Raw genomic sequence first — 21,219 nt, forward strand, 5'->3', positions numbered from 1 at the left:
TTAAAAATTATTCACATACCCCAAATGTACCCTTCCATTCGCAACACTGAAAGGCGTTCCCGCAGTTTGACCCAAAGCATAAAAAAGTTTTAAAATACCGCCACCAGTTTTTAATTGTACCCCTGCTCCCACACTATATATAATATTTTGGGTATAGCCTTTATCCCACTTTTTTTCGTACCAACCACTATTTAGAAATGCAACTGCGTGAGAGTATGTAGAAAGTAAATATCTATATTCATAATTGCTAATGGCGTAAGTGGTAGCAAATATGGATTGCTCGTTAAAACCCCTCACCGTATTGAGTCCGCCGATACGATACATATCATTTTGAAATATATGGTTGATAAAATTTGCACCTCCGTTTAAGCTCCATAGCACGCAGGAGTATTTACTGACTTTTATATATATATTACTTTTAAAAATTAGTTTATACTGAACGGTATTTAGTTTAATACTATCATATATATGATAGGAATCACCTTGTTGACTTTTAAATATCATATCATTTATTTGTTTATTTTTTTGCAAATTACGCAAGCCTACTTGTGCTGTAGCGTCTATCGAATATCCTTTCAGTGGATTGGGTGCAAAATCTAATTTTTTTAGGCTAATATTAATACCATAATTCCCTGCGGTTAAGTCATTGAAATTGGGTAATTGCCTTGTTTGTCGGATAGCGAGAGTATCTATATTGAGTAAAAATATATTTTGGTGTTCGTAAAAAACCCTAAGATAATTCGATGGATTGGGCTGATAGCGAAAACCAATTTGTGTATTCACATCTATATAAGTAGTATCAAATTTCAGTACAGAAATAGCTGCGTCCACCCCTAAAGGGCTTTTCAAGAAATTGGGTACATTTACTTTAGTTTTAAAATCTTGTGAGTTGCCCGCAAAGCTGCGGTAATCCAAAGTAGTTTCAACACCGCGGTTAAATAAATTTGGGATTTGCAAATGGAATTCACCTGTTAGTATAAAGCTACGTTTGCCTGTTTCATCGGGTTGTAACCCAACTACTCCATCAAAATTATTGGCCTTGCTCTGGTTCAAAAAAATGCGAACCTTTGCCTTGCTTCCTTCAAAATATACTTGGATGGGTTTATATACTGCAACAAAACTTAGTTGTCGTAATTTATTGTCGGCAGAAACGATCATAGATTCATTATAGTTAGTCCCTTTTTTAACCCCTATATAATATTCGATATAGCTTTGCCGTATTTTCGCATCGCCTATCACTTCTACCTGATCTATGATAAACTGTGGCCCTGCGTTGAATATGAGGTTTGCTTCAACAATACGTTCAGTTAAAGTAGTAGGCTTTATATAGAAACTCGCAAAAGGATATCCATTATTTTCATAGATATTTAAAAATTTTTGTATCGATTTTTCTAGAGCTAAACCTGTTGCTTTATTTCCCACTATATGATATATATTTTTGGTATCAACTTGCAAAATATTGGAAGTATCGTTGAAACTTTTTATGATATATTCATATTTGAAACCCTTTGAAATATACAATTCAAATGAAGAGTCTTTATTGCTGATTTCGATGTTGGGGTTCATATATCCAAAAGCAGCCAGTGTTCCCTTTACTTTTTCAAGCAGTTGGGGAAGGTGAAAGGAATCTGCTTGAAATTTGCGGTTGAACGATTTGTACAAAGCCAAATCCTGGCTTGAATCGGAAAGTGTGATATGGACAGGCAAAATCCTTTGTGCATTTGCCACTGAACAAGCAAATACCAATACAAATACGCCTATTATTTTCCGAACAATCATTTTGCTACGAATTACACGAATTATTCCGAATGTTAAACCAATTGTTTTTATAAAACATTCCAAACTGTTTTATAAATTTACAATGGTAATGCCAATAATACATGAAAATAGCATAATAACCTTTGTGTAAATTGGACTATGTTGAATGTTAAATCGATATTATTCACATAAATTTGCAGAAATTTTTTTATACGTGGAATCGCTCATACAATTGCTCAACAAAGGCATCAATGATTATAATACCGCAACGCAAGATTACCAGACTGCTGAGCAACAAAAATACCTAATGGATTTAGGTGGCAAGCGGGTACGTCCGCTGCTGGCTTTAATCTCGTGTCAAATGTTTGGCAAAGACCCCGAGGCCGCATTACCTGCTGCACTGGCCGTAGAGGTATTTCATAATTTTAGTTTGGTACACGATGATATCATGGACCAAGCACCGATGCGAAGGGGCAAAGAAACTGTACATCAAAAATGGAATCCTGCAACTGCGATTCTCACAGGCGATGTGATGTTGGTGAATGCTTATGAATTGCTGCTACAACTTGATAATGATGTGCTCAAACAATCGATGGAATTATTCAGCACCACAGCCATTCAAGTATGCGATGGACAAATGTTGGACATGAGTTTTGAAGACAAAGCAGAAGTTAGTATTAACGAATATATAAATATGATAACTCTAAAGACCGCAGTATTACTGGGCTGTTCGCTCAAGCTGGGAGCTATTGTGGCACAAGCCCCCCATACTTTTGCCAATCATTTATACCATTTTGGGGTGAAACTGGGAATCTCTTTTCAATTGCAAGATGATATATTGGATGTGTATGCAGAAGGTGATGCGTTTGGCAAACAAATAGGAGGTGATATACTGGCCAATAAAAAAACTTTTTTACTTATTTCTGCAATGGAAAAAGCAACAGGCGAAGATAAAAAATTATTAGATTTTTGGTTGACCCATCCCAATCCTGAGCCTCGTGACAAAGTAAAAGCTATAACAGAACTGTATAATAAATTGGGAATTGCAGCACAGGCAAAAAACATGATGGAAAACTATTATAATGACGCAATGGACCTATTGGCAGCAGTGGAAGTAAACCCAGAAGCTAAACAACCATTATATAAATTGGCACAGCAATTATTGAACAGAAATTCTTAATTTCCATATAACAATAAATTCTGAATAGTATACAAAATGCCTTTGGTTGTCCTGAATGCATTCGGGACCGCCGACCACTAATTACTTTAATTTCCGTACAACAATAAATTTTCTTGGGTCTTGTTTCCTTTTTTATCGGAAGCTTCAATATGCAAAACAAATGTTGACTTGGTAGAATACGTCAAGGTCCACGATTTTTGTACTTTGATTTGTTTTAACCCCACACTCTCTGTTTGCACCAATTCTTCTTTTTGCGTAGTTTCATTACTCAGTTTCATGCTGTAACTACTTATCTCTTCATTGTCCGATACCAAAAAATCGATATTGAGCACATCGCCTTTATTAATATGCTTACCATCAAATGGATTGTTTATGTTGATGCCCGGCGGGTATGGGTCTTTGCTATTGCAGCACATAAAAAAGAAGATAATTAAATAAAAGAGTATATTTTTTTTCATTATTGTTCTGCAAATAAACGAAAGGGTTTCGTTATTTGCAGCAAAATTACAAAAGAAACAATGCAAATAAGAATTATCGTTACGGGAGGCACTTTCGACAAAGAGTATAATGAACTCAATGGGCAATTATTTTTCAAAGAGACGCACTTGCACGATATGCTTGGTCTGGGGCGTTGCCTGTTGAATGTTTCCGTCGATATTCCGATGCTTATCGATAGTCTCGACATGACTGATAAAGACCGAGAAATTATAGCTGCTGAGATTTCTAAATGCAGCGAAGACCGTTTGGTAATTACACACGGTACTGATACGATGGTGGATACCGCTACGTATCTAGCTGCAAAAAAATATAATAAAACTATCATACTAACAGGGGCCATGGTACCCTACAAATTTGGTAGTAGCGATGGATTATTTAATTTAGGTTCGGCATTAGCATTTGCTCAAACTTTGCCGCATGGCGTATATGTAGCAATGAATGGTCGTTATTTTAACTGGAACAATGTGTGGAAGAATAAGGCCTTTGGGGTTTTTGAGGAGAAGGGGTAATAGGATTGGGGATTCAGTTCGCCGCGGCGAATGGGGTCGCGATGCGGATGAATTGAGTGTCTGAATGCCCGTGGTTGTGTGTTCCCACCAACCACAACATTGATATATTATCCACCAAATCTCATCACCTTAGTCGCATTCATATATATTCTAATATCGGGAGCATTTAATATTTGATTGGTAGGTATGAGCAAATATCTGATTTTGATACAGGTAATCAAACTTCCAGTTTTCAATTTTGATATAGCAGTTTTCATTTCTTTCGTGAACACAGCACCTTTGGCATATAGCGTATCAAACTTTGTATTATTGTTGAGCACCATCGCAAATTCTACTACGCCACCCCTAAATATATCGTCGGCAGGGAAGGTGGCTGAGAGGTGGCCATAAGCCATTAGGTTCAGTTTCTCTGCAACACTGTCAGGTATTACATCGTTTATTTTTATTAAAGGTTTAGGGACAGGACGTACTATATATTTTTTGTTGAGCAACAATACATTTTCGCCTTTTGAGTTGGTACCGTATATGTGCATGTTTGCAAATATAGCATTGTTCAAACCTTCTATCACCCACTCACTATCATTACGTCCCGATAGATATCGGGTTGCTTTTGCACCTTCCATGCTTATATTACTTATTTTGCCGATAGAATTCGTAATAACAAATCTTTGCTTCATTCCTATATATAATACATTCACATTAGGAAGCACAGAAACTTCTTGCATGCTTGCTATTACTTTAATGATTCGAATAGAATCTTTTTGTGCAAAAAGGCAAATTGGAAAAAAGGCGAACGCCACCCATCCGCCACGGCGGAGTAGTGGCATCCAGCCTCTTACAAAACACCTGCATCTGTATGCTGACATATCTTTATAACGTATTAATTAATTTTTTATTGTATAAAATCATTAATTCAAATTCAAAAATTCTGCAATATCACCTTCAGTTTTCAAATCTTTTTCGCTCACCCGCATCGCAAAGGTAAGTTGATTGATTCCTTCTTTTTTCGGCTTTAATTTTTTTACCTCCGCGGGTTCTATCATGGCAATTTTCCCATCATTGGTTACCACCCAAAATGTAGTGGACGATTCTGGATTATAAGTTAAATTTGCTTTGTCACCTCCATTAGATATAGTATATAATGCATTACGTCCATGGTCGACCATATATAATGTAGTGAATGCTATCGTTTTTCCTTTATCGTCGGTAACACTTGCTAGAACTGTAGCTCCAGTGGGAAAAGAGCTAGGGCAATCGCCATTATACATTCCAAACTGACGGACTTGAAAAGCTCTATAACCTATACTTTGTATATAGGATGATTTGTTTTGTTTTTCCCAGGCTTCTGCTTGTTTCCTGCGAAATTCTTCCATGGCCTTTTCATACTTTGCAAAATCTTCTTTTTGTTTAGCTTCGTCTTCTATTAATTTTTTCTGATTGCGTTCTTGATTAAGGACTTTACCTGTATATCTACTTTCATATTTTGCATATAAAGTATTATAAGTTTCCATAGCAGCATCATAATCTTTTCCAGTAAATACGGGACTGCAATTGGTCAGTGAATATATGCTAGGGTCACCGCCCCTATTGGCTTTTACCAACGTAAAATCATAATATCCTTCGGTTATGCTTTTCATCATTTTCACATCTTCAAAATCATTCTTCTCAAAATTAGCAGGTAACTTATTATATTGTGCCAAAGGAATTTCGAACAATACATCTTTATATACTGCAATCTCTGGAAACTGCCCTGGGTCTACTTCTAGCTTAAAAGTATTTTTCATATCCTTTAGTTTGGCGGGCTTGGCAGGCTTGATTTCTGCAATTGGTTTATAAACAGGCTTTACAAAGGCTCCACTAGGAACAAGTATAGGTTTACTATCTTCTGCTTTAATAGCCTCTACGAAGGTAATTTCTGTATTTGTATCTACTGGTACTTTAATAATATCACTTTTGCTTGAAATTATTTCTTTTTTAGGTTTTTTAATTTCATCAATTGTCTCCTCAGTTTTCACCAACTCACTCTTCCCTAAATAAACCCAAGTTTTAGAAACAGTATCTAATACATATTTATTATATTTATTTTCGCCAAAAGCAGTACTCATTTTCACATTCAAACTTTTTCCTTCTGCAATCTTTATTGGAGCACCGCCTACAAAGCCTGTTAAATCAAACATCCCGGCAGATTCAAAAGTATATTTAGTTCCTGCACTATCATACGTCATGGGAATTCCTGATACAAAAAAATCTGTGGGTTTGCGAAACTCTCTATACTTTAAATCAATCATTCCTTTTACTATACTACCATCCATATTTGCAAAAGCATTGGCGGGAACTTCTATCATACTTCCACTGGGTAATATAATAGTTCCTCCTGTTGAGGCATTTATCTGCAAAGTAGTGTCGGGTAAGTTAACCCCAGTAATAGGAGGGTTTACAAAAGGTTGGGTTGATATTAAAGGAGCATCGGTTTTTAAATAACTGTAGGCCATAATGCCTACTACAGCTATAATACTTGCAGCCGCACTCCATAGCATCGGTTTATTATATACTTTTGGTTTGGGAGATGTGTTATAATTATTTAATAAACTCTCAAAATTTTTGCTTGATTCTATTTCTGCATCACCGATGGGTGCTCGGTTTTTATTATACTTGTTCATGATAATTCTTTTTTAATAGTTTTTGAAAATGTTACGTAATTTTTCCAATACACGGTACATTCGAGTTTTGCAGGTAGCCTCGGGAATGTCAATAATTTGGGCTATTTCGGCAAATGGCCGCTGCTCAAAATAACGCATCTCCACCAACCATAGCTCATCGGCATCAAGTTGGTTCAGGGCTTTGTATAATAGTTCATCGTCCTGCACCTGTGTGTCGGTCTCGCTCAACAACGGTGGTAATTCTTCGCTTTGCAGGTTAATAGTGCGTTGCACTTTGTTCTTGCGGAACATCATATTCATTTCGTTCACTGCAATGCGAAACATCCAAGCCATAAATGGCAAACCCTTGTCTCTATATGAATCCAACTTTACTAAAGCTTTCAGAAAAACCTGTTGGGTTACATCTGCCGCTTCATCTTTGCTATTGAGCCTACGGTATACGAATCGGAATAAATCTTTATAATACCGATTGTATAGATGCTCAAATGCAGCAGGGTCTTTGCGTGCAGCACTTACCCATTCACTATCGTTGTTGGGCTTGTGCTGTGTGGTACTCATTTGGGTTTGTGATATAATGGCCATAGCTGTTGGCGGATTTGTATATGCTTAATGCAATACCTCATCAAAAGCTTCAAAACTTTTTCAAATTAAAATGTAAAAAATTGATTTACAATGAGGAAATATTTTTTCAAGCCGTCATTTTGAGTCCGATGGCTATCAGACTCGCTTCGAGACAAAAAATCTGTTGGAAGTTAAGTAATATTATTTTTTCGACATCGACCCGAACAGATTCTTCGCATTGAATCCCGATAAGTCGGGATCAGAATGACGTTAGGCCCCAGCAGCCCACTTCGCTGCATAACTCGCAGCAATATCTACAAAGTTTTTCATGCTCTTATCATATTGTAGATTTCCTTTCGAGCTTCCCGTTTCATCAATATGTTCGTGGGTACTGTAGCCCTCAAAATAACGGGGACATATAAAACTATGGTAATTCATAATCCCCAAAACTTTGTTCAGCATAATACCCATTTGTATAATGGGCATCCTGCCACCACGACCATTGGAAACACCCGCCAGGGCAAATACTTTATTATGCCACATGGTCGTATATTCTTTGCCCGTCATTTGGTTGAAGAAGTTTACAATCTCTGCACTAGGCATCCAGTTATATTCTGGCGAAAGTATAAAAACCAATTCCGCTTTTTCCATATCGTTGTATAATGTTTGCTGGAAATTACTCAAACTTCCATGCTCCATTTTTCCCTGGCCTTCTAGTGGAATATCATAATGAGCAAAGTCTATTACACTAACTTCGTGATGTTCCTTCGCCAAGCTTTCTATAGCTTTGGCTAGTTTAACGGTATTAGAATTCCAGCGGGGTGAACCCGAGATGATGCAGATATTCATGTGATGTATTGTGTTGCAAGGTATAACAACTTACGATATTTTCAAACAGATTTGTGCGGACATTGTTTTATTGACTCTGACCCGTAGCTAAAAAAAATTGATTATTGACTATTGATAGTAAAAAGTAAAGTGTAAACAAAAAATTGGGTTTTATAGATATTGTATATTTCAAACAGTTCATGACTTGGTTGGTGAGGACACCAACCAAGTCATGCAGTCCCTGCCCTATGTCCTTTCAATACGTGTCCAGAAGAGGTGACAGCCCGCCCATAAAGGGACTTTATACCAATTCTTAACCTAAAATAGTCCTCCGCCTGTGGCGGATTTGGTTTGTAGAATGGTAATGCCGAACTACAATACATTTAGTCCCTTTCTTTTGGACTATTATATATTGAGTTTCGGTATTAATATAAAAAGCAAAAATCTTACGAACACATCAAATGTCCTCACCAAAGAGCAATTTCTTATTGCAAACTATATCTTAAGCAGGTTTGCGAAGATTGTTTTTTTAGGATATTTATACACTATCTAATCAAAGTCAGCGACCCAATTGTATTATATAAGCCATTAGGATACAGCTTGCCTGGCCATACACTTCCATCAATAAAGGTAGCGTCAATTTTCCAAACATAAACATCTTGCTTGCAGGGTTTTCCCTTCCAAGTTCCGTCCCACGATTCTTTGGGTTTGGTGCCCTCCAATTCGGTGCTCTCCCAAATTAATTCACCCCAAGTAGTAAATACACGTACATGATACGTTTGCAATCCCACACCCTGCGGTTGGAATACTGCTGCATCGTTTTTAAATCCATCAGGGCTCATCGCATTGCTCACCCACAATCCTTTCATCAGCTCCACATGTATTGTTTGTACAAAAGTATCATAACAACCAAAATTGGTATTCACGATTAAAGTTACTATATAATCTTTGGGTTGTTGATAGCGATGTGTCGGATGTTCATCGACCGATTGTGTACCATCGCCGAAGTTCCAGAAGTAGGAAATTGCTCCCACACTTTGGTTGGTAAATTTAATGGTGCCCGATGGTGGTGGCCCATCATCGACCCATGTAAAACCTGCTAATGGCAAGGGGTATACGATAATCGTATCTTCATTCGCTGTATCAAAACAGTTACCATTTTTTATAATTAAAGTTGGCATATAAGTTCCCGCTTTATCATATATATGCGTAGGCGATGCTATAATACTACCTTGCCCATCGTTAAAATTCCAGAAATTGAAAGTATTATTGGTGCTTACGTTTTCAAATTCTACCACCAAAGGTTCGCAACCTGCATGTGGTTTCAATTTAAAAATTGCTTTGGGTTGTATCGCTACTATATAAGGCAAGGTCATAGAGTCCATGCAACCCGCAGTAGTAATAGCTGTGAGCACAACATTATAGGTTCCATTATTTATATATATTGCAGTAGGACTTGTTAATGTGGATGTCTTCCCATTTCCCAATTCCCAAATATATGCCGTAGCGTTTTGACTTATATTAATACAATTTGCAGTAATTGGAGTATCGCATGCTGCGGTTGGATTTATATAGAAGTTCGCAGTAGGATCTTGATATACTACTGCATGGTGTTTTGAAGTATCACTACAACGATATTGGTTGAAAGTTATGAGGTTTGGATAATAATTCCCTGGCTGTATATAACCATGAGTGGGCGATGCAAGAGTAGAATTATTATTTACACCACCGCTTAAAGGATCATCAAAATCCCATAACCAACTCACTGCATCGCTGCTACTTTGGTCGGTAAATTTAAGAATAAGTTGCACACATTCTGCAGTATCACTCAAACTGAAATCAGATTTTGGCTTAGGGGTAACTGTATATATATGATTGGTGGAATCGCTACAGCCATAGTCAGAAGTAACCCATAGTCTTACTGTATAATTTCCAGCAGTATTATAGAAGGTTGATGGGTTCTTAAGTACAGATGTTTTCCCATTTCCAAAATCCCAGAACGATTTTAATGCTCCAAAATCAATGGTACTTTGGTTAAAATAATCGTAAGCTTGATTGTTCACACATTGCGAATCTTGGTTCACTGCAAATAAGGCAACAGGCATAGCACGCACTACTACTGCACGTTTCAGCGTGTCCACACAACCCATATCCGAAGTGGCAATGAGAGAAATTATATAAGTTCCTGCCACACTATAACTATGTGTTTGTTGACCACTACCACTGTTTATAGTGCTATTACCATCGCCATAATACCAATCGTAAGTCATGGTGCCACTTAGTATACTACAGTTGTTTGTATATATAAATGAATTCCCTGTGAGACATTGGTCCGTATCATTAATAGCAAATGCTACTGTGGGTTTGGGCCATACTGTAATTTGTTTGGTAATAGAATCTTCACAACCTAATTGTGTGGTTACAACCAATTTTACATTATAAGTTCCTGCACTTGTATATACATGCGAAGGTGATTGTGCGGTTGATGTTTTACCATCACCGAAATCCCAAGCGTAGAAAAGGTTTCCGCCAGGTATGGTGGTTAAATTTATATAAGAAAAACTATTAATATTCAAACATTGTGATTGTGTATTGATAGCAAAATCTACCGTAGGTTTGGGAGCTACTATAATACTATTTGTAACAGAATCTTTACAACCAAAATCGCTAATCGCAACTAGTTTTATATCATACATTCCATAGTTTGCATAAGTATGTGATACATTCTTAGAACTATTGTTAATGGATGTTTGAGCATCGCCAAAGTACCAGTCATACTGCATGCTTCCACTAAATATCGTACTGTTATTGGTATATATAAAATTTTGATAATTCACACATTGCATCGAATCATTCACCGTGAATATAGGTGAAGGTTTGGGCCAAACTATAATAGTATGGGTAACAGAATCTGTGCACCCAAAACTACTGTTTACTTTTAGTTTTATATTATATGTTCCTGCTGTGGCATAACTATGCTTTACCGCAGATTGATTGTTCCCTGTATTTTGTGTATTGCCATCGCCAAAATCCCAGAAAAGACTGAGGGTGCCATAAGGTATAGTAGCGGTTGGTGTGTATTTAAATGTATTGCCGTTGAGACACATATTGGTATCGCTCAATATAAAATCTAATGTTGGTTTTGGACGAACATACACCGTTTTTGTGAGTGAATCCACACATCCATTATCCGTTGTTGCATACAATGTTACTTTATATACTCCAGTATCTGCATAAGTATATGTTGGGTTTGTAGCAGTGGAGTTTTGTCCATCACCGAAAAGCCAATTATAATCATTATAACCACTGCTCACACTAGATGAATTTGTGAATGAGAAAAACTGACTGTTCACACATTGATCAGTATCATTAATAGCATATACCATGTTTGGTTTAGGCCACACTATAATAGTATGTGCAGCCGAATCTATACAACCTTGTGTAGTGGTTGCCAGTAATCGAACTATATATGTTCCTGAAACTGTATAACTATGATTTGCAGCAGTAGTACTTGCTACTATAATATTTTGTTTTCCATCACCCCACTTCCAGGTGAAACTAGTCAAACCTGCTGCGGCACTAGCATTTGCAGTAAAATTAAACTGTTGTGTATTTACACATTGCAATGAGTCGTTCACACTAAAATCAACAAGCGGAAGTTTGTTTACTACTATTTGTCGGGTAGCAGAATCAATACAGCCGTCAGATCCCGTCATCGTCATTATCATAGTATATGTTCCTGCTGTGAACCAATTATGTTTTATGGTACGTCCTGTGTCGGTAACACCATCGCCAAAATCCCATTCCACTTTTTGTGGATTTACATTGGGGCTTTGATAGGTTCCCTTAACACCCAAACATAATATCGTATCAATGGCAACAATTTTTAAAGTATCATTGCCACCAATCTTAATTAATTTGGAAGTAGAATCCACACAACCATTTACAGTGGTAACTTTTAATTTGAGTTTATATATTCCAGGTTTTGCCCAAGTATGATTTACGGAGTTAAATACGTTAGATGTTTGGCCGTCGCCGAAATCCCAAACGGCTGCAGCAGCATTGCTGCTCGATATATTATTGAATGACAATGTTCCGGGGAAACAAGCAAATGTATCAATGGCACTAATACCCGCTTTTGGCTTCGCATATACTGTTATAGTGGTAAACGCAGAATCGCTGCAGCCATTTACATTGTTATTAACTAGACGAACTTTGTAAGTAGTATCGTTTCCTAAAGTAGTATATGTTTGTTGTGGATTGATATTGGTTGAAGTATTTCCATTCCCAAAATCCCAGAAATAATTGTTGGTATGGGTAGAACCCAATGCACTAAAATTAACTACCAAAGCTTCGCAACCATTGGTGGCAGAAGCTGACAATGATGGGACAGGTTTATTATATATAGTTATATATTTACTAAAAGTGTCAACACAAGTCTGACCCGTAGAATCAATATTGCGGGCACTAAGTATCACTTTATATATTCCACCACTATCATATAAATGATTTGGACTTGTAGCAATGGAAGTATCGCCATCTCCAAAATTCCAACTATAACTATTGGCATTAATTGTTTTATTGGTGAAATATACAGTTCCAGGTTCACAATATTTTCCTGAATCACTAAAGCTCACGATTGGAGGGTCGGTAACAAGGATCGCAATATATATAGAAGTATCACTACAGGCATTTGCGGCATTCATCTCCACATTATATATTCCTGCTTTGGTAAAAGTCCATTGTGCATTTTTGGTATTCGTTCCATTCACACTATCAAACTTCCATGTAAACGAATTTGCACCTGTAGTATTGTTGGTAAAGGTTACTGTAAGTGGATTACAACCTTGTCCGTTTGCTGGTAATATAGAAGTGAGGGGAACAATACTATTCGGATATACAATTAACTGATGTGTTTGACTATCGACTCCACATTGATTATAAGCCCAAAGTTTCACATAAAATGTATCGGTACTTCCTACTATATAAGTATGTGTTCTGTTCAATTTATTTTTAACGGTATCGATGGGGGTTCCGTCGCCAAAATCCCAAACCATATAGTCGGTAACTAAGTTAGAATCGATACCCAAGGTAGTATTTACAAAAACTGCTTTAAAGGGCGAACAACCTACTTGCTTAAGCGGCGTAACAAAGGCATAAGGTGTTGTTCTTATTCTCACAGAGTCTATAATAGTTGCAGTATCACAATTATTCCATGCGGTGAACTTAACTATATAAGTACTGTCTTTCCCTGTTTTGTTTAAACCATAATTTACGGTACTTGGATTTAATAAATTAGAACTATCGCCATTCCCAAAAAGCCACTTATATTTTACATGCGTACCTGCTAAATTATTGGTAATAAATCCTGTGAATTTCACATTGGGATTACAGGTAAGTGTATCACTTTGTGTAGTGGTAATATGGGGCGGTTCAAGTACTGTAAGCCTAGCACTATCAATAGTTATACGGCATTCGTTCACCGCAGTGAGTTTCAGTTTATAGATACCTTCATTTGTATAATTATGCGAAAAATTATTTTTAACCGTAGTAGTTAAAAATGTAGTATCTCCAAAGTCCCAAAAGAAAGTATCTACATTTCCGAAGGATAGATTTTGTATATTTAGCGTAGCAGTTCCGCCATGAGTGCATAATAAAGTATCTGATATACTAAACTGAGAAGTTGGTCCGGGCTTCACGTTGATAGTGCGGTTCACCGTGTCTTTACAACCAAATGATGATGTAACAAAAAGTGTAATAGTATATACTGTATCTTGCGTATTGCTTGAGTTATAAGTATGTGTCGGGTTTGTTGCAGTATCAGCATTTCCATCACCTAAATCCCAATTGTAATTCATGGAAGTATTGGAAGTGCTTTGGTTGGTAAACGTAACTAAAACAGGGCCACAAGAATTAATGCTATCGGCCACAAAAGCTCCACGGGGCCTAGGGTGCACGGTGAATGTATTTGTAATAGTATCTTTACAACCATTATTTCCTGTGGCAATTAATTTAATGGTATATATACTATCAGCAGTGCCTTTATTTTCAGGAACAGTAACTGTTGGATTTGTTGCAGTGGTACTGCTAATTGTTATATTGGTATGCGTAGTACTCCACTTATAACTTAATGCATACAATGAATTATTCTGCAAATTAAATACCGCTGGACCACAGCTATTGGTAGGGTTCACATCGAATGATGCAATAGGTCTGCTGGGCAAAACAATCGGCAAAGAAATAGAATCGAAACATCCAAAAATAGATTTGGCAATTTGTTTTACTGTATAATTTTTATAGGCTCCTGTTTTGTTGTCAGGTAAATTTATAGTGGTAGAAGTTGATGCACTATCATTTGCTATAACCACACTTGTATCTGGAATTACTCGCCACAAGTATGATTTAATGAGCGGAACAAGCGATGAACTATTGGTTGCGGTAAATGCGAAAGGCCAACAAATGGTGTCCGTTGATAAACCAAAATTAGGATTGGGAAGTGGCTTTGCCGTCACCGTTTTACTAATGCTATCTTTACAACCCGAACCTGCAGATACCACCAATTTAACCGTATAAATCGAATCGACGATTCCTGAATTATTATAGTTAATATTTGTTGGGTTTTGAATTGTTGAAGTTTGCCCATTGCCTAGTGTCCACTCATATACCAAACCACTGGTAGGCGTTGACGCATCCGCAAGATTAATTACAAATTGATGGCAGCCTACGGTATCACTTCGCACAAAATTTGGAGTAGGGTTAGCGATGGTTCTGAACCATAGCTTTTGCGTATCATTTTTGCATCCGTTCTTACTAATTGCCACCAAACTAATTAATATAGAATCGTTGGCATTGGTGATACTGGTGCCTGGAAAAGATAAAGTAGCACCCGTTTGCGTTGCACCAAGTTGTGTAGCATTTGTAAACCATTTGTATTGGCTATTGGCAGTACCATAATGCGTCGCAGAAATTTTAGAAGTCGGAATATTATAGGGAGCACAACTCACGCTATCAGTAGCGGTGAAGTATGCTTTTGCATCAGGTCTTATAGTTAAGTAAGTAGATTGTGTATCTAAACAATTATATATATTGGTAGTGGTGAGTGAAATATTATATATACTATCATTTACTGAGGTATTATAATAAATTAAACTCGTATCTCTACTTGTTGCAGAAATTCCGTTACCATAATTCCAATTGTAGTTTAATCCATTATAAGGAGAAGAATTATTGCTAATATATATCCTCACGGGTCCACAAGTATCAGCACGTGACAACGCCAGTGCAGCAAGAGGTGTGGGATATAGGTTATAGGACTTGATAATTGTATCTTTACATCCTCCACTCGTAGTTGCAATATTTTTGATTGTATATGTTTTGATAACACTATCTATATAATTTCCAAAGGTGAATGTGGGATTTGTTGCCGCACTGCTGCTTAAAAAAACTCCAGTGGCCGGAGCTATACTCCAATTGTAACTGGCAGCAAATTGACTACTATTACTTACAATAAATGTATCGGGGCCGCAGGAAGCAGTATCGCTAGTGAAAGCTGCAATGGGACGTGTTTTCACAGTTAAAGCAGATATCGTCGAATCTATACAACCTTTGTTTGTGGTAGCAATTAATCGTATATTAAAATTACTATCACTTCCTGTTTGATTATCGCCAAATATAAATGAGGGGTTTTTTATTATACTACTTTTCACCACAGCTCCTGAATATATAATATTCCAATTCCAAGTTGATACCGTAGGTACTGCTGCCGTATTATTGGAGGGGCTTAAAGTAACAGGTGCACACACACTACTGGTATAAGTAAATGTAGGGGTTGGCTTTGGATTTATAACAACTGGTTTTGATAAAGTATCAATACATCCAAAAGTAGAAGTGATGGTTAATTTATTTATATAAGTTCCTCCTGTTGGATATATATGTGTAGGGTTCACTACAGAAGAACTATCCCCATCTCCAAATTTCCAACTATATATGTTTCCCGATGCTGATGAGAAGGTAGATGAATCTGTAAATGTTGTTGTTAAACGCTGACAAACCGTGTCGTTACTGTATTTAGCTAAGGGTCTACTATGTATAGTAAATGTTTTTTGTATAGAATCGGTACATGCACTTGCAGTGGTACTATATAACCAAATGTTAAACGAACTATCGATTCCCGATTGATTGCCATTAAAAGTAAAAGTAGGATTTGCTAATGTAGAAGTTTTATATAAACTTGAACCATCATTCACATTCCATTTCCAACTTGATATAGCCGGCGATGCTGCGGTATTATTGCTAGGGCTAATGCTAGCAGGAACACAAAAATCGGTACCGACCGTAAACATAGGTTGTGATGATGGGTGAACGACGATATTTTTAGCAATAGAATCTTTACAACCTGCTCCGGCAAGACCTATCAATTTTACTTTCCATGTGGTATCAGAAGTACCAGTATTGGTAAATGTATAATATAAGGAATCGGTTTGTGTACTTGTATTACTTGAGTTGCCAAACTGCCATTGATAGGCCAAGCCTGTGGGTGTTGATGTATTGGTAAACAGTACAATTAAGGGATTACAACCAATCGTATCACTTCTCACAAAATTGGGTTGTGGATTGGTAATAGTCTTGAACCACATTTGTATACTATCATCCTTACAACCTTTGAGCGAAGTAACTTTTAATTTAATCAATACCGAATCGTTTGAGTTGGTAATAGTATAGCCTGGGAAGGTAGCCGCAGAACCAATCAGACTTCCATTCGCATACCACTTATAAGTACTATTGGCATTCGTAAATAGCTGGGTTGAAATAACAGAAGTGTCAATCACGAAAGGAGCACAGCCCGATGTATTGGTAGCATTATATATAGCTTTTGCATTGGGTTTTATATTCACGGTGCGTACACTATCATCAAAACACCCCAAACTTGATTTAGCTTTAAGTGTAATGGAATATCCAGAATCATTTCCTGAAGTATTATAATATATAATTGAAGTATCTTTAATAGTTGAACTCACGCCATTTCCAAAATCCCAATTATAGGTGGTGCCCGCAGAGGGAGTGGTTGTATTTGTTAAATATACACGCAAGGGCCCACAGCTATCTATATTACTCATGGTAAATTTAGCATTGGGGTCAGCATATACTTTTACTGTATCATTCAATGAGTCCTTACAGCCACCAGCATTTGCAATAACGAGTTTTATAATATAATTGATAGTACTACCCGTTTGATTTCTTGCTAAAGTTATTATGGGCTGGGCAATTGTCGTATTACTAAATGAAGTACTCGGATTGCTGCTCCAGTTATAACCTGTCGCATTCAAACTATTATTTTGAATCGTGAATACTATAGGGCCACAACTATCATTCACAAAGGTATACAATGCTTTTGGTCGACTCTTTATAGTTATAGTAACCGTGGTCGAATCTTTACAACCATCTTTGCTAGTAGCTTTTAATTTTATAGTATAATTAGAATCGGTACCACTTTGTATATCGGGGAAAGTAAAGGTAGGCTGCTTCGCTGTATCGTTCGATATAGTAACACTACTATTACCTTGTATACTCCATTTCCAAGCAGTAATAAAGGGAGAAGCCGCTGAACTATTAGTTACAGCACTCGTATAAGGTGCACAAAAACTAGTTGCTCCAAAAGTAAAACTTGGTATAGGCATCGCATATATAGTTATATTTCTCGACAAACTATCTTTACAACCTTTGCTATTTGTTATAATTAATTTCACACTATATACTCCTGCACTGCTATATGTTTGTGCGGCTGGTGAAGCTGAAGTGGAAGTATTTCCATTTCCAAAATCCCAAGCATAGTTTGTAATAGTTCCACCATTTGCAGTGGAGGTACTATTATAAGAAAAACTATTCCCTGTTAAGCATTGATCGGTGTCATTTATAGTAAACGAAACACTTGGCCCATTCAATACTTTCATCGTTTTTGAAACACTGTCTTTGCAACCATTATTACTTATAGCAATTAGTTTTGTTATATAAGTTCCTGTATCTGCAAAACTATGTGTAGGGCTTGTGCTGTTTGATGTTGCGGTATCTCCAAAAGTCCATTTAAAAATAGAAATACTTCCCAAGGTGATAGAGGTCAAATTGGTATATACAAAACTATTTCCACTAATACATTGTATACTATCATTCACGCTAAACGAAACTTGTGGTTTGGGATATACAATTATATTTTTTGACAAACTATCACTACATCCAAAGCTATTGGTGATCACTAATTTCACAGTATAGGTTCCGGCACTTGTATAAGTATGGCTAGGATTTGTAGCAGTTGATGTATTGCCATCGCCAAAATACCATTTGCGAGAAGTGATGCTAGAACTGGGTGCGGTAGATGAATCCGTAAACTGTATAGCCGAATCTAAACATTTATTTACAGCACTAAATTTCACAACGGGTATATCAAAAACCTTCATTTTTTTTGTTGCAGTATCAGTGCATCCATTCGCATCGGTATAAGTATATTTTAAGGTAAATAAGCCCACACCCGAAGTACTCGGATTAAACACACCACCACTGCTAACGGCTGTTCCACTCCAAGTGCCACCCGTAGGGCTATATCCTGAGAGTGTAAAATTTCCATTGTTCAAACATATACTATCTATACTTTTTCCCGCATTCACGGTAGGCGGATTAAATACCGTAAAACTTCGCGTTGCAGAATCTGTTCCGCACTCATTTGTTGCTTTTGCTACCACCGTATAAGTACCCGCGGAACTATATACAATTGTTCCTGCACTTTGTGTGTTCTTCGTAGCAGGACTACCACCTGTAAATGTCCAACTATAGGCAGAGATAGTTGAATTATTACTATTATAGGTTGCCGAAGGCGAAATACTATAAGGCTTACAACCATTTGCAATCGCTGGCAAGGTTACCGCTGGTTTTGTTTTTACCTTGATAGTATCATATATATAAACTGTAGTGCAGGGATTGGTAACTGCAAGTTCTACCACAAACAATCCAGCAGAAGTGAATTTGAAAACAGGATTTGTGGAAGTATTTGAAGTGCTACCTGTATAGGAGAAACCTGTGGTAGGGCTCACGATCCACACATAGGTTAATCCTTTGCCCGTACTTTGATTTATCATAGTGTCTGTAAACGTCACACAACCAGAATCGGGCTTGGGCGTGAAGGCGGCAACGGGTATATCAACAACATATATAGTTTTTACTGCCGAATCAAGTCCGCATGTATTCCCTTTATTTGCTACAATTATTTTTGTAGTATAGGCTCCTGTATCAGTATACTGTGCAGTAAAAGTAGAAGTTCCCCAAAAAGCACTGTTATTACTCGTATACCATTTTGTTGAATCGCCCATTGAGCCGCTGGTTATACTTGTATTAGCAGTGGGAGACATTTTCCACAAGCGTTTTTTTGTTGAATCGCAACTCGAAGCAGTAGGGAGAAAAACTCCTGCCAATGAATTATCAGTGAATGTTACGGTACTGTTTTTACAAATGGTATCGGCACTGCTCGAAAGCTTTGCTACCGGTCTTTGATTTACCGTAATGGGCTCAACTGTTCCAGCAGAAACACCGCAAGGATTTGTAGCATCGATACGCAAATGGAATGAATTGGCAAAACTTCCTTGACTTGTATATCCGCAACTTCCCCTGTTAAAAGTCCACAACACGGTATCTGGCGGTGGATGCGAATAACTCAGGGAAGTATTCCCATCGTTCGACGAAACTATATAAGTTGTACCGGGTGGGTTACTACTCGTGCTTGTAACAGGGAATTTTAATTGTATAGGTCCGCATAAATTTGTTGTACCTCCTGGGTTTGCAAAGCCTACAGATGGGTTTGTGCCATTAAAAACCGAATATGTTTTTGTATTGATGCATTTATTTTTTCCAGTAACAGTTACTTTCAAAGTAAAAAACCCCAGATTATTGTACGTATTGGTATCACTGCTGAAAGAAGCATTGGTAATTGTATCTTTTCTTCCATTATCCCAATCAATAAAATATACTGAATCGGTAGAGGAGGTAGTAGATGATTTATCTATTTGTAATAAAAAACTTCCCAAACTACAATTTGTAAAAGAAACGGTAGAGTTCACGTCAACCACTGTGCCATCAGGTCTTTCCTTAACACGAACTGTTTTGGTGGCAGAATCTTTACAACCTGCATTCGACGTGCAAATTAACTTTACACTATAAGAACTAAAACTATTACCCACAGCTTTTGTATAAGCATGGGTTGGATTAGTAGTAGCTGATGTTAAAGGATTTCCTGTTGATGAATCTGCAAAATTCCATGAGTGTGTTAAGCCCGTTCCACTGCTCGAATTGGAAAAGGTAACGATGCTATTTGCACAACTACTATCGGGCGAAAACGTGAAAGCAACGGTGGGCATTGCAAAGACCGTAAACGTTTTTGTTGCCGAATCTACACAGCCGGTAGCATTGGTCGTAATTAGTTTTACAGTATAAGAACCTGCGGTTGAAAATGTTTGAGAAAAACTTTTCGCTGACGAAACCACAGAGCCGTTTATTTTCCAAGAGTAAGTTAAGCCTGTTGCTGTGGCATTAAATGAATTTGAACTTCCGCTGCACACACTGTCGTTCCCTATAGTAAATGCCGTTGATGGAAGTGCTACTACAGTAATGCTATCTATTATTGTATCTCTACAACCTGCTGTAAAACGACGAATCATTCTCAAGTAAAATGTACCAGCAGTTGTATAACTATGATTGGTGCTGTCGCCAGAAGAAACATATTTTTTCACAAATGAACTTCCATCACCAAATACAATTCTGAAAGAATCAATAGCTACCGACGAGCCAAAATTAAACTTGATGGAACTATTAATGCATACCGAAGCAGGCCCCGAAAACGAAGAAGTACCACTACAAGCCTGTGCCGAAACGGCATTGGAATTGGGTGCCAAAACCCCTACCAAACTCAATATTTGTATTAATCGATTGATTGACAATGTGTTTTCAAAAATTGCAAGCAAAATAAGGCAATAACCTCCAAATAAAAAATACCTTTTTCGTGGTATATGAGGGAGTGGTAATGAGTATGGAATAAGTACCATACGGCAGATTTCACTTAATACCGACACTCAATATATAATAGTCCAAAATAAGGGGACTAATCCCCCCGCATCCCGATAATTATCGGGATTAAGCGGGGCTTTCGGGATGTAGTTCGGCATTAATACCGAAACTCAATATATAA

Annotated in this window: 9 protein-coding genes; 2 read left to right on the plus strand and 7 right to left on the minus strand. The window is 37.2% G+C overall.

Annotated elements, in window-relative coordinates; translation table 11 throughout:
* On the minus strand, window positions 1-1,779 hold the full coding sequence (locus tag SGJ10_11850) for a hypothetical protein (GenBank protein ID MDZ4758813.1): 1,779 nt from the start codon (window positions 1,777-1,779) through the stop codon (window positions 1-3).
* 193 nt (window positions 1,780-1,972) lie between these two features.
* Here SGJ10_11850 and SGJ10_11855 point away from each other — a divergent pair, with 193 nt between their 5' ends.
* Entirely contained in the window at window positions 1,973-2,938 is a 966-nt protein-coding gene (locus tag SGJ10_11855) for a polyprenyl synthetase family protein (protein ID MDZ4758814.1), read from the plus strand.
* Between the two features lie 86 nt (window positions 2,939-3,024).
* On the opposite strand, the gene SGJ10_11860 is transcribed toward SGJ10_11855, so the two are convergent.
* Window positions 3,025-3,396 (minus strand): DUF4625 domain-containing protein, encoded by a 372-nt coding sequence (locus SGJ10_11860; GenBank protein MDZ4758815.1) that lies wholly within the window; start codon window positions 3,394-3,396, stop codon window positions 3,025-3,027.
* Window positions 3,397-3,456: 60 nt separating this feature from the next.
* Between SGJ10_11860 and SGJ10_11865 the strand changes: the two genes are divergently transcribed.
* Window positions 3,457-3,945, plus strand: a complete 489-nt coding sequence (locus tag SGJ10_11865) for an asparaginase domain-containing protein (protein MDZ4758816.1) — start codon at window positions 3,457-3,459, stop codon at window positions 3,943-3,945.
* A gap of 107 nt (window positions 3,946-4,052) precedes the next feature.
* Here the strand turns inward: SGJ10_11865 and SGJ10_11870 are convergent, their stop codons facing one another.
* The 5 genes from SGJ10_11870 to SGJ10_11890 form a co-directional block, all read right to left on the minus strand.
* Window positions 4,053-4,772, minus strand: a complete 720-nt coding sequence (locus SGJ10_11870) for a GldM family protein (GenBank protein ID MDZ4758817.1) — start codon at window positions 4,770-4,772, stop codon at window positions 4,053-4,055.
* A gap of 81 nt (window positions 4,773-4,853) precedes the next feature.
* A complete protein-coding gene (locus SGJ10_11875) occupies window positions 4,854-6,605 on the minus strand; it encodes a hypothetical protein (protein MDZ4758818.1) in 1,752 nt (583 codons plus the stop codon).
* A 12-nt stretch (window positions 6,606-6,617) separates the two neighbouring features.
* Window positions 6,618-7,163 carry an RNA polymerase sigma factor gene (locus SGJ10_11880; GenBank protein ID MDZ4758819.1) on the minus strand — a complete coding sequence of 182 codons (546 nt, stop codon included), beginning with the start codon at window positions 7,161-7,163 and terminating at the stop codon, window positions 6,618-6,620.
* A gap of 273 nt (window positions 7,164-7,436) precedes the next feature.
* Window positions 7,437-8,015 (minus strand): NAD(P)H-dependent oxidoreductase, encoded by a 579-nt coding sequence (locus SGJ10_11885; GenBank protein ID MDZ4758820.1) that lies wholly within the window; start codon window positions 8,013-8,015, stop codon window positions 7,437-7,439.
* A gap of 524 nt (window positions 8,016-8,539) precedes the next feature.
* On the minus strand, window positions 8,540-20,971 hold the full coding sequence (locus tag SGJ10_11890) for a PKD domain-containing protein (GenBank protein MDZ4758821.1): 12,432 nt from the start codon (window positions 20,969-20,971) through the stop codon (window positions 8,540-8,542).
* Between the last annotated feature and the right edge of the window lie 248 nt (window positions 20,972-21,219).

It is taken from the genome of Bacteroidota bacterium (genome assembly GCA_034439655.1).
Taxonomy (GTDB): domain Bacteria; phylum Bacteroidota; class Bacteroidia; order UKL13-3; family UKL13-3; genus CANJUD01.